Raw genomic sequence first — 12224 nt, forward strand, 5'->3', positions numbered from 1 at the left:
ACCTGGGGGTTGAAAATTTGACCGATTTCACACAACGAAATCCGATTGAAGGGGCTGATGATCCTTTCGGCCCGGAATTTAGCGCAACCAATATTTGGGGGCCAACAATGGGACGAAAAATCTACCTCGGATTACGTTTTAATTTGAATTATGAATAAACCGGCAAAGAGCGAAAAGCTTGATGCATAAAAATTTAAACAAGATGAAAAACCTGATTTTATTATTGACGATGGCGATGTTTATCGGTTTTACCGCTAACGAAACATTTGCACAGAAAAAGGAGAACAAAGTAGTTTGCTTTAAAAGCAACATGGATTGCGCCGACTGTGAGAAAACAGTTACCGAATACCTGAAGTTTGAAAAAGGGGTTAAAGATTTAAAAGTTGATCATGCATCGAATACCATTTTTGTGGAATACAAAGACGGAAAGAATACAGATGAAAAATTGGCTGCAGCCATTGAAAAGAAAGGCTACAAAGCGGATAAGATCACTGAAAAAGAATACGAAGAAATTGTTTCTCATACACAAGATCATGGGCACGAACATAACCATGAAGTTCATAAGGAAAGAAAATAATCGCCTGATTAAGAAGTGAAAAAGCTGCCTGGTTTCAGGTGGCTTTTTTTATGAAAAGTCTTTGCCTTGGTTCAGGTTTTATTGTAATCTTTGTAAATAAAAAACAATGCAACCCATAATCGACCACATTGAAATTACGGTTAAAGACCTTGAACAAATCGTCTCTTTTTACGATCAGTTTTTGCCCTTACTGGGTTTTTCCCTGGCCAAGAAAACTTCAGCTTATATTGCGTCGCACGATAAACATGTGGTTGAATATTCGCATCCCAATCTTTGTATTGCGCTTACTTCTCCACGCGAGTCGTTAAAAGATGAAGCTGTTCACCGCCGCCGGCCGGGAGCTTTGCATCATCTGGCTTTTAAAGCCGAATCGCGCAAAGAAGTTGATCATGTATATTCAAAATTGCTGGAAATAAAAGCTGATATTGTCAGTGCACCCCGTTTGTATCCCGAGTATCACGAGAATTATTATGCTGTATTCTTTAAAGCGCCTGACGGGATCAAGTTTGAGGTGGTTTGTCAGGAAGATGAATAAGCTCCACAACCGCTTTTCGAAGGATTTAAGTCTTTTAAATATCTTTTTTAGTAGTTCGTCAACCAATTTTGTTTTCCAGCAAAAACAGGGCTAAATTTGAATAAAACAAAATTCTACAGCCATGTTTCGCTTTGCTCGTTTATTTGTTTTTGTTTCGCTTTGTGCTGCATGTTCAGCCGATAAAGGCAATAATCCTTTTTCAGGCTTTTGGGAAGGCCCGCATCCCGAAGATCCCAATAAAAAATTCTATGTACAGGTTATAGATCCCGACAGCTCTTTTGCAAAAGGTTACTGGACAAATAACGGTTTTTACGATTCGGGTTTTCAAATCGACAGTTTAAGGATTAGCGGTAATTCCATTCGCTTTTTTGTACCCAACTGGAATTGCACCTATTTGGGAGAATGTACAGGAAATACAATTCGTGGAGGTTTTGCCTGCGAAGGAGAACCTTTTGATTCAGTGTTGCTTGTGCAAAACGATGAAGTAGCACGATTTCTAACCGATGCACTACCAGGTTGCCACAACAGTGATTATAAATATCACTGCCAAACCCCTAAACAGCTTGATGATCTTTTACCTGCCTATCATCGTAGAAATGAAGGCGATTCGCTTTTTATCTATTCACTATTACCGCAAATTGTAAACGGCGATTATGGCCGTCTCAACTCTTTTTTGCTGATCAGAAATAATCAACTGATCTGCGAGGAATACTTTTATGGTTACGGGCAAAATACACTTCACCAGGCTGAATCAACAACAAAAAGTATTACATCGTTGCTAATTGGAATTGCAATGGACAAAGGATTTATCACCGATTTAAATGAACCGGTTGCAACAATTCTGGATGCGCCGGTTTTTGACAAGCGAATCACGCCGGAACATTTGCTTACCATGACTTCGGGCTTGACACCAAACGATGAAGAGCTTTATTTAAGTAACGATCGCATTGCAACAATTTTATCGCGCGAATTAAATAACGAGCCGGGAACCAAATTTCAGTACGATGGTGGAAATACAGAGTTGCTGGGCGGCATTATCAAAAAGAAAACAGGTTTGTTTGCCGATGAGTTTGCAAAGGAATATTTGTTCGAACCTTTGCATATAACAAATTACAACTGGGAAATCGGTAAACAAAACGGATATCCGTGTATGGCCGGATCGCTTGAAATAACGCCGCGCGAATTGGCAAAAATCGGAATGCTGGTGCTGAATAAAGGTGAGTTCAACGGCCAGCAAGTTGTTTCTAAAGAATGGATAAAACAGTCGACCAGTTTTAAAACGCGCACACATATTCCGGGCGATGACTATGCTTACCAGTGGTGGAATATCTCGCTAGAATCAGCAGAAGAGGAGTATCCCTGTATTTGGGCCAACGGATTTGGCAGTCAGTTTATTTATATTTTCCCAACGCTAAATACAGTAATTGTTACCACCGGGCACAATTATGAGTTTGATTCGTGGGCTATAACATCCGGAATTGCGAAGTATTTGTATTTGCTGGAGTAATTTGTTCAAGGAAAAGTTGAGGGAAGCTGTCATCTCGACGAGGAACGAGGAGAGATCTGTTGCAGGTTGCAGGTTGCCGAGTCAGCGAGTCACGAGACTATTTTACAATTTCGCAATCCCTCAATCCCTCAATCCCTCAGTCCCTCAGTCCCTCAAACTCCAATAACAAATCATTACCATTCTAATCAATGCCCGCAGATCATATAAAAGGTTGTTAAACAATAAGTAGCTTTGCAGCAATGGAGCTCAAACAGAAATACAACAACTTCCCGTTCAATCCATCAAAAGTGCCGTTCTTTTATGGCTGGGTAATTTTATTTGCTGCCACCGTTGGAGTGTTGTGCAGTGCCCCCGGACAAACAACAGGTGTTTCTACATTTACCGATTACCTGATCGATAGCATTGGCATTAGTCGCGACCAGATCAGCACCGCCTATATGTTTGGCACCATTGCCAGTTCGTTTATCCTAACCTATGCAGGGAAACTGTACGACAAATACGGCACGCGTTGGGTGGGTATGGCTGCAGCACTTATGCTGGGTTTTGTATTGGTTCTGTTCAGCCAGTCCGACCGCATTATAAAAGCTATCGTTCCGCAAAGTTCAAATAGTTATGTTGGCGTGTCAGTCGCTACGTGTATCGTATTCTTTTTTATGTTGCGTTTCTCGGGACAGGGCGTTATTACCATGGTGTCGAGAAATATGCTGATGAAATGGTTTATTGCCCGCAGGGGGCTGGTAAACGGTATTTCCTCGGTATTTGTATCACTCGGATTTTCCATCGCTCCGCTAAGCTTCGATTTGTTAATTGTTGAAACTTCGTGGCGCTGGGCCTGGTTACTGATGGCACTTGGAATTGGCGTTGGGTTCTTTCTGTTTGTATTTATTTTCTTTCGCGATAATCCTGAAGATTGTGATCAAATTCCCGACGGGGAGAAACACGGCAACAAAGAACGCGATGTAATCATTAAACCGTTTAAACAATTTACGCTTAAGGAGGCACGTAGCGGATTGACTTTTTGGTTATTCGTATTACCCTCGGCCATTTATGCCATGTTTATTACGGGTTATGTATTTCACCTGGTTTCGGTTTTTGGCGAGGCCGGCATCGACAAAGAGCACGCACTTTCGGTGTTTATTCCCATGTCGATGATTTCGGTGGTACTTGCTTTTTTGGGCGGATGGATTAGCGACCGCATAAAACTTCAGTACCTGCTCTACTTTATGCTGGCCGGAATGGTAGTGGCTTTAATTGCATTGGCAAATATTAACACCGGCTTTTATTACTACACTTTTATAATTGGCAGCGCTATCCCAAGCGGCATGTATAATGTGCTGTTAAGTGTTACCTGGCCACGTTTTTACGGCCGCGAACATCTGGGGAAAATCACTGGCTTTGTTATGGCCATTATTGTTTTCTTTAGCGCACTGGGACCAATCTTTTTTAGCTTATCGCATTCGCACCTGGGCAGCTATTCGTATGCCATTTATGCCTTGCTCGCAATTATACTGGTTATTTCGGCTATTAGCTTTAAAGCGCATAATCCGCAGGATAGGTTCGAGAAGTAATATCTGGCAGAAGTCGTATATAGCAAGCAATAAATGTTGAATAGAAAAAATATTGGTCTTGTTCTTCAGAAGGCCTAAAACATAGGAACCAACACTTACTGATGGACATCCATTTATACAGCAAATGAATTAAAGAAATAAGAATAACACTTTAACAAAGTGTTCCGATAAAAAATACAAGGGGTGCAGCAAAGAACTCCAAGGGGGAGATGAGCAATAATCCGACAGGGATTCCATCTTTTTACAGAGATGGAATCCTTGTTTTTTTGTCATTGCCTAACTAACTGAGATGTTTTGTTCCCGCAGCTTTGTAAAATAAAATCCGTCGCGCCGGAAACCATTTTTCACGCGTGTAAAATAAAAGCAGCCAGGGCTGAAAGCACATTTCATAGCTGTAATGTATCTTCCGTATCATCTGCCAAGCCATTTCATTCGTGTAATCCGTTATCAGCCGCGGCTGAGTTACCTTTTCAATCGAGAAAAAGCTTTTCAGCCCATGCCGAACTTACTTTGCAGCCTTGTAAAATGCTGGCAGTATTGGCTGAACTAACATTACTCAGCTGTAATCATGTTACTCATGTTCAGGTATATAATGTCATACAACATGTTTGTGGGGGTTGACTTAAGTAATCATATGTTTTATTTTTGTATTTCATTAATCAATCCGGTCAGAGATAACACACAAAATAAAAATCAATTAAAAAACAATTCAAACATCACTATTTTAATTATTAACCTTTAATAACATTACTATGAGTACCGTTAATCATGTATCCTTAACCGACTTGCGCAACAGCGAATATTTTAACCTTATTTTCGAACTGAAAAGTTTGTTGCCCGGTGTTATTCCATCGAACACTAAAACCGACAAAGTGTTGGCCGGTTTTGAAGAACTTTATACCGAACTCGACACCGTTAGCAATGTTGACCAGGGAAGTATTTTAACCGAAAAAGTGCAGGCTGCCGATACCGACAGGGGCAATACCTGGAAAGCCATGGACTTAATGATTAATGCCCATCTGCTTAGCCCTATACCCGAAGAAGTGGAGAGCGCCAAAGTATTGCGTCGTGTTTTTGATGTTTATGGCGATTTCAGAAGAAAAACCTATGTGGCCGAATCGGGCGATACCAAAAATCTGATTCAGGATCTGGAAAAACAAAAAAACGAGGAGCATGTACAACGGGTAAAACTTAGCCCGTGGGTGCCGATATATAAAACGCAGCAAAGTTCTTTCGAGGCCTTGCAAAACGAGCGCGATGTGGAATCGGGGTACAAATCGAGCGGAAATGTTAAGGCAGTACGTATAAAAATGGATCCGCTGTACCGCGAAATTATAAACCTGGTGAATTCGTTTATATCTATTGGAATGGCAACTCCCGAAATGGAAAATTTTGTGATTGTAATGAACGAAAAAATTAAACGCTATAACGATTTACTGGCTATTCGCCAGGGACGTAACAAAAAGGAAGTGGACAGTGTAGTAACCGAGTCGGAATAAACGAATTCGGGCACATTCATGAAAATGGCATCCAAAGGGGTGCCATTTTCTCTGAAAGTTTACATCATTTTATATGTATTGTGTTGTTCGGGTTTCGTCCGGTAGAACCACCTGGCTTCGAACGGCTTATTTTTTCGGACGATTTTCTTTTGGTCATTTTAGCCCGGCGCTATGCACCGGGTTATTCATATTCAACGCTTTCAGCGTCATAAAAACTTGCAATTGCGACATTGCAGGTCAATAAGCTCGTCTTAACTTTGTAATTCAGTTCAATATCCCGAAGGGATAAAATGTGACTAACCCCGGGGGAAACCCGGGGTTGACGAGAAAATAAATCAAAGGCGCAATCAGTAAGCTATTCAAAGTACAACCGTTGTATGCGCCTTATAATCTTGCGAATTTTTGGAATGCTGTCGATAGGTACATTTTAATCACTACAGGTAATTATCGGGAATCTGAATTTTTTAATACTCCCGCAACCCCGACTCAATATATTCCAGTTGCCAGATTCTAAACAGCAAAGGATCGTCAGGTATATCCGTCGGTTCGGCAGCAAGCAGCCTGTCTATTTTGTCTTTCATTGTTGAATCAATTGCTACCGTATTCATCACCGCCTGGCGTGAATAATAGTAGGTTTTGTTCTTCAGCTGAAATTCCTGAACCGCCAATCCATCGGGTTTCACATCAAAAATACGTATCGATTCGTAGCCAATTCCTGTGCCGTTATAGCGCCGGATATAACCGTTTTGTGTTAGCACATCTTCATCGTTGGCCAATGCAGTAGCTACCTTGTTGCGAAATCCTGCTTTCTGAAAGCGGTTTTTAAAATGAAACGAACAGTAGTTTATGCCAATGTCGATGGAATGCTCGTGGGCATAAGCAATGAGTTCCAATGCTGCCAGTTCCGACTCTAAAACCACAGGCTGCTCAGCATGAATATAGGTGTAGTTGTGTTTAGCCAATTGTTTTACGTTGTGTTGCGTAAGGCGCAGCTGGTGCAAATTCAGGTTCGAAACACCTGCTTTTACCATTTCGGGCAGGAGCTTTTTTAAACGCTCCAATTCTTCGGGAACTGCCGGAATTTCGATGGTGATTACCGGGATGATACCTTTTGCCGCTGCAATTTTATCGAGCCGGAATGCCGTGGCACCAATATCAAAACGAACTTCGTTAATCCCGGCTGCCGCCAGTTTTCTGAACTTTTGCGTTTCGGCCAGAATTCCGTTGGTATACATCCAGATATAGGTGTCCGGATTACATTTTCGTCGCACCTGTTTCAGGTAACTCAATGTGCGGTCGAACTGCAGCAAGGGTTCACCACCGCTAAAACTCACGCCTTTAAACCGGAAATGATCTACGTATTCGGCAAATTCCGCCGGATCGGCAAAACTCAGGTTTTGGGTGGTGGGCAAATGGTCTTCCTGCTGCGATGCCGGGCAGTAAAAACACGAGGCGTTACATTTGCCGGTTATAAACAAACAGCTCCATTGCCCAAGGCCGCAAAGTTTGCATCCGTTTGATATTTGTTTGTAATACGGCTTGGTACCTTTAAATAAAATATTTTCCGCTTTCTCCAGTAAAACAACTTTCTTCTCCTGCGCTTCATGGGCAGCATAGCTGTTTAACCATTTAAGGTTTGTCCACTCCGAAAAAGCAGACTTATTATTGTTAACCAGCTGATTCAGCCAGTTATAATACGTTTCCATTTCAAAAAAGAACGATCAAATGAATAGTTATTGAATTAAAATATGGGGGCGATATGAAATGAAAATTTTATAGCTCGGAAAATATGTATAAAAACAGGAGCATCTTCTTCCGGTCGTCATTTACCGTTTTGTTCGATTGTATTTTGATGTCTGTTTTCATTTATTACAAATAGATGCAGTAAAAATAGACAAATTCAAAATAGAAATGTAAACCACAAAAAATATAATTGAGCAGATTTCTGTTTCTTCCGGAAAACCCGCTTCCTAAAAATTCTGAATAATCTCATTTGCATTCCTGCAATTCTGCGTAAATTTGCTTTTATTGTATTGTTATTTAAAAATTTTAGAAAGATATGAGACGAATTTTTTTCGGATTATTGATTGCCGCCGTGGTGTTTACTTTTGGCTGCAAAGAGAAAAAAAAGGAGAACAAACTTCCGCGCGTTGCCATTGCCGGTTTGGCCATTGAATCGAGCACCTTTTCGCCTGCACAGTCGGGTATTGAGGCCTTTCATGCACGCCGCGGAGACGAGATATTCAGTTATTACCCGTTTATGGACGATACGGCAGCCACGCGACAGCGGGCCGAGTGGTTCCCGACTTTGCGTGGCCATGCGCTGCCCGGAGGTATTGTAACCCGCGAGGCCTACGAAACGCTGGTGGGTGAAACCCTGGACCGCTTAAAAGAAAATATGCCTTACGATGGATTGTTTTTTGATATTCACGGCGCAATGAGTGTTGTTGGTTTGGATGATCCGGAAGGCGATTTTATCGAACGTATTCGTAAAGTAATTGGTGATGATGTGCTTATTTCTACATCGATGGATTTGCACGGAAATGTAACAGAACGATTGGCGCATTACAGCGATATGATTACCTGTTACCGCATGGCGCCACACGAAGATGCTATTGAATCGAAAAAACGTGCGTTAACCAATTTGCTCGACCGTTTGGAGAGCGGTTTGGGCAAACCAAAATACAAAGCATGGATTCCTGTACCGATATTATTACCCGGCGAAAAGACAAGTACCCGCATCGAACCGGGCAAAAGCCTTTATGCTAAAGTTGCCCCGGCAGCAGCGCGCGAAGGTGTAATTGACGCAGCTATCTGGGTGGGCTATGCATGGGCCGACGAGCCCCGCAATCGTGCGGTGGTTATGGCGTATGGCGACGATGAAGAAGCAGTAACAAAATCGGCCGAAGAACTGGCGCAGGCCTTTTGGGATGTACGCGAACAGTTTGAATTTGTGGCTCCGGTGGCTACACTGGATGAATGTCTGGACCGGGCAATTGCCTTTAAAGAAAAACCCTTTATTATCAGCGATATGGGCGATAATCCTACTGCCGGTGGTGCCGGAGATGTTACCTGGACATTGAACGAAATCCTGAAACGGAAAGAATTCAAAAAGGAAAACGGACCATCGTTAATTTATGCATCTATTCCCGGCCCCGATCTTGTTGCCAAAGCCGTTGAAGCCGGTATAGGCGAAACAGTTACCGGCATGGTTGGTGCCCTGGTGGATGATCGTTATTGCGGACCACTTGAATTAACAGGCAGGGTGGAAGCCATTAAAGAGGGCGATCGTTATGCTGAAACAGAAGTGGTTATTAATATTGGCAGTGTTGATGTTATCGTGACTAAAAAACGGAAGCCCTATCACCACGAAACTGATTTTACTGATTTGAGCCTGTATCCGCGAGAAGCCGATATTGTTGTGGTTAAAATTGGTTACCTGGTTCCGGAGCTTTACAATATGCGCGCCGGTTGGCTGATGGCACTTACTCCGGGGGGTGTTGATCAGGATTTGGAACGACTGGGATATAAACGTATTCATCGCCCAATGTTCCCCTTGGATAGCGATATGGCCGATCCGGATCTTTCAGCACGGTTGATTCCGCTGGCTGACGAGTAAAAATAAAGGCGTTTGTGCAAATGGTACAAACGCCTTTATTTTTAAAACAAATTGTCAATCCTTATTCTGCTAACGATTTTTTCTTTAGTTTTAAAATCCAATAATAATCTAAACCAATAAACATGAGAAAGTTATTTTTCCCTCTAATTATTTTATTCGTTTTTACCTCTTGCCAGAATAAAGTTCCGGTGGGAGAGTGGCAGACCATTTTTGATGGCGAAACACTGGATGGCTGGAAAAAAGCCGGCGAAAACCCTGAAAGTATTAGTGTTGAAGATGGAATGATAAAATGTGCCGGAGAACGGTCTCACCTGTTTTATGAAGGTGATTTTAAAAACTTTGAATTTGAAGCCGAAATAAATGCGCAGGAACATTCAAATTCGGGCGTATTTATTCATACCGATTACCAGGAAGAAGGATGGCCGTCAAAAGGCTACGAAATTCAGGTGAATAATTCGTATCGTGGCTCTGTTAAATTTCCCGAGCGACGAAAAACCGGAAGTATATACAATGTACGCAACGTTTATTATCCGCTGGCTGGCGATAACGAGTGGTTTACCATGCGTATTAAAGTGGTGGAAAATGTTGTTGAAGTTTTTGTGAACGATGTTAAGGTGAATGAATACATCGAGCCTGAAAATCCGTGGCGGTGGAATGGTGGCGAAAATACCAAATTAAGCCATGGAACTTTTGCTTTACAGGCACATGATCCGGGCAGCACAACATATTACCGTAATATCCGGGTAAAAGCACTCCCTGAGGCAGAACCGGTAACTCCGGAAGTTGATGAAGAGTGGGATGCAAAAGTTACCAAGCTGATGTTTGCCGGTTTTCCGTTGGTAGATTACCACGTACACTTAAAAGGCGGTTTAACGCTCGACGATTTGGTGGAGAATTCGCAACGTTTAGGTATTAACTATGGTGTGGCGCCAAATTGTGGCCTTCATTTCCCGGTAACCGACGATGAATCGTTGTATGCGTACATGGATGAAGTAAAAGGAAGCCCAACGTATAAAGGTATGCAGGCTGAAGGACGCGAATGGATCACGCTGTTTTCGGAGGAAGCAGTGGCTAAATTTGATTATATTTTTACCGATGCCATGACTTTTACCGATAGGAAGGGACGACGTAACCGTATTTGGATTCCGGAAGAAGTGTGGGTGGACGATAAGCAGCAGTTTATGGACGACCTGGTAGAAAAGATTGAAGCCATTTTTTCGCAGGAACCGGTTGATATTTATGTGAATCCAACAGTTTTACCCAATGAACTGATGCCGGAATACCAACAGCTTTGGACAAAAGAACGCATGCAACGTGTGGTAAAAGTTCTGGCTGATAACGGAATTGCATTGGAAATAAATGCCCGTTATAAAACACCAAATGCAGAAATGATAAAAATGGCTAAAGAAGCCGGTGTAAAGTTCTCATTCGGAACAAACAACGTAACCAAAAACCTTGGCGAACTGGAGTATTGTCTTCAAATGCTGGAGGAGTGCGAATTAACGCCAAACGATATGTTTGAGCCCAAAACGGATGCTGAAAAACCGGTAAATGTAAAAGGTTTACCCGATAAAATTACGGGATAAATTAATAAATCATGATTCCCGTGAATCACCAACAGTGATGGAAAAAGTGCAAACTTTCAGCGAACTCTCCCTCATTCCCTTTCTTCAAGAAGAGAGGGACGATTGTGTCGAAGGCACAATCAGGGTGAGTCAATAAATTTTGAAGCAGATTTTGCTACTAATTTTTATTGGACTTTTAGAAAAAACGGGTAAGACCAACTTGATCTTACCCGTTTTTTATGGGAAATATCTATTGGTCAATGAAACTCTATCCTTGGGCTGAATTCATGCAAAATGCCTTTTTTCTCTACCGCAAATTCAATCAGGTCAACTGCCTGTTCATTCGTAAATGATCCGCGGTTAATTGTAATATCAAATACATCTTCATGAAGGTTGTTTTCTTTTAAAGCCTTTCGAAATGTTGCCCGCTCTTTCTCAACCTTTTCGATAAAAGCAATTGCCTCGTTCCGGTTGAGTTTATTATTCGTCATAATGGTATTTATCCGGTACCCAAGCGGTGCCGTTAACCTGATGTGTAAGGCATTTTTAATATCGCTGGCAATAATATGGCTGGCGCGTCCCACAATTATACAATGTCCGTCAATTGCAAGCGTTCGAACCACTTCTTTAACCGTTTTTATAATCCGCTCTTCACTTTTGTAGCGCTTATCACGAAAGGCTTTTAAAATCTCTTCAAAAACATAGCGATCGGTCTTTTTAAAGGTTTGCCGTACCATCTCCGGATCCAGATCCAACTCCCTGGCGCTTTCATAAAATATTTCCTTACTCAGTACATTCCACGAGCCTTTTGCGAGGTTTTTATTGAGTCGTTCAGCTATTAGCCGTGCTAAAACCAGACCATTACAACCCACTTCGCGAGATATGGTAATCACCGGTCCGGCCTCATTCATGTTGCCATATTCACGAGCTTTTGCCTCTTTCAGGCGGCTGTTCAGATAGTTCATCAATGAATTTCCCATAATTTCCAAGCTTTGTTACATTCTAGATTACGCTAATTCTGGTAATCATGTTATGTTTTTGCCCATGATTTTGGTGTGAGATTATACTGCACTTTCAATTTTTATGAATATTAACCGCATTTGTGCCAATTATAACTATCAGAATGTCTGGGTTTTGATTGGTTGTTGTTCTTGGTGCTGACAACAGTCAGTTCAATTCTGAACACGAAGCGCTATCTTTAACTTCTATTAAATCTTAATACATTCTAAATAATTACAGAAACAGTATCTTCGTGAAATTTTTATAAAACTGCACAATATGTTTGACAAAAATACTTACATCGATCGTAGAAATAAATTGAAATCCAAGGGTTTAAAAGGTGTCGGATTATTCC

The 12224-nt window shown here is 41.7% G+C and carries 9 protein-coding genes; 7 read left to right on the top strand and 2 right to left on the bottom strand.

What is annotated here, in order from left to right:
- Window positions 1-202: 202 nt before the first annotated feature.
- From ABZB17_RS14130 to ABZB17_RS14150, 5 genes are all read left to right on the top strand, one after another.
- Window positions 203-577, top strand: coding sequence for a heavy-metal-associated domain-containing protein (locus tag ABZB17_RS14130; protein ID WP_372650984.1), 375 nt, complete (start codon window positions 203-205; stop codon window positions 575-577).
- A gap of 106 nt (window positions 578-683) precedes the next feature.
- Entirely contained in the window at window positions 684-1112 is a 429-nt protein-coding gene (locus tag ABZB17_RS14135; protein WP_372650985.1) for a VOC family protein, read from the top strand.
- Window positions 1113-1233: 121 nt separating this feature from the next.
- Window positions 1234-2619: a serine hydrolase domain-containing protein gene (locus ABZB17_RS14140; RefSeq protein WP_372650986.1), complete on the top strand. Its 1386-nt coding sequence runs from the start codon at window positions 1234-1236 to the stop codon at window positions 2617-2619.
- Window positions 2620-2858: 239 nt separating this feature from the next.
- A complete protein-coding gene (locus tag ABZB17_RS14145; protein WP_372650987.1) occupies window positions 2859-4187 on the top strand; it encodes a nitrate/nitrite transporter in 1329 nt (442 codons plus the stop codon).
- Window positions 4188-4939: 752 nt separating this feature from the next.
- Complete coding sequence (locus tag ABZB17_RS14150; protein WP_372650988.1) at window positions 4940-5686, top strand: DUF6261 family protein; 747 nt, start codon at window positions 4940-4942, stop codon at window positions 5684-5686.
- Window positions 5687-6150: 464 nt separating this feature from the next.
- Here ABZB17_RS14150 and ABZB17_RS14155 read toward each other — a convergent pair whose 3' ends face one another.
- A complete protein-coding gene (locus ABZB17_RS14155; RefSeq protein ID WP_372650989.1) occupies window positions 6151-7392 on the bottom strand; it encodes a radical SAM protein in 1242 nt (413 codons plus the stop codon).
- A gap of 353 nt (window positions 7393-7745) precedes the next feature.
- Between ABZB17_RS14155 and ABZB17_RS14160 the strand changes: the two genes are divergently transcribed.
- Both ABZB17_RS14160 and ABZB17_RS14165 read left to right on the top strand, forming a co-directional pair.
- On the top strand, window positions 7746-9305 hold the full coding sequence (locus ABZB17_RS14160; protein WP_372650990.1) for a M81 family metallopeptidase: 1560 nt from the start codon (window positions 7746-7748) through the stop codon (window positions 9303-9305).
- A gap of 122 nt (window positions 9306-9427) precedes the next feature.
- The gene (locus ABZB17_RS14165; RefSeq protein WP_372650991.1) at window positions 9428-10891 is read left to right on the top strand and encodes a family 16 glycoside hydrolase; all 1464 of its coding nucleotides are present in this window, start codon (window positions 9428-9430) and stop codon (window positions 10889-10891) included.
- A gap of 236 nt (window positions 10892-11127) precedes the next feature.
- Here the strand turns inward: ABZB17_RS14165 and ABZB17_RS14170 are convergent, their stop codons facing one another.
- Window positions 11128-11850, bottom strand: coding sequence for an AAA family ATPase (locus ABZB17_RS14170; protein ID WP_372650992.1), 723 nt, complete (start codon window positions 11848-11850; stop codon window positions 11128-11130).
- Between the last annotated feature and the right edge of the window lie 374 nt (window positions 11851-12224).

The sequence above is a fragment of the Draconibacterium sp. genome (assembly GCF_041583095.1).
Lineage (GTDB): Bacteria > Bacteroidota > Bacteroidia > Bacteroidales > Prolixibacteraceae > Draconibacterium.

Coding starts and splice junctions, on each gene's coding strand:
- ABZB17_RS14160 (WP_372650990.1), top strand. CDS start 7,746: ATGAGACGAATTTTTTTCGGATTATTGATTGCCGCCGTGGTGTTTACT.
- ABZB17_RS14150 (WP_372650988.1), top strand. CDS start 4,940: ATGAGTACCGTTAATCATGTATCCTTAACCGACTTGCGCAACAGCGAA.
- ABZB17_RS14130 (WP_372650984.1), top strand. CDS start 203: ATGAAAAACCTGATTTTATTATTGACGATGGCGATGTTTATCGGTTTT.
- ABZB17_RS14140 (WP_372650986.1), top strand. CDS start 1,234: ATGTTTCGCTTTGCTCGTTTATTTGTTTTTGTTTCGCTTTGTGCTGCA.
- ABZB17_RS14135 (WP_372650985.1), top strand. CDS start 684: ATGCAACCCATAATCGACCACATTGAAATTACGGTTAAAGACCTTGAA.
- ABZB17_RS14155 (WP_372650989.1), bottom strand. CDS start 7,392: ATGGAAACGTATTATAACTGGCTGAATCAGCTGGTTAACAATAATAAG.
- ABZB17_RS14165 (WP_372650991.1), top strand. CDS start 9,428: ATGAGAAAGTTATTTTTCCCTCTAATTATTTTATTCGTTTTTACCTCT.
- ABZB17_RS14170 (WP_372650992.1), bottom strand. CDS start 11,850: ATGGGAAATTCATTGATGAACTATCTGAACAGCCGCCTGAAAGAGGCA.
- ABZB17_RS14145 (WP_372650987.1), top strand. CDS start 2,859: ATGGAGCTCAAACAGAAATACAACAACTTCCCGTTCAATCCATCAAAA.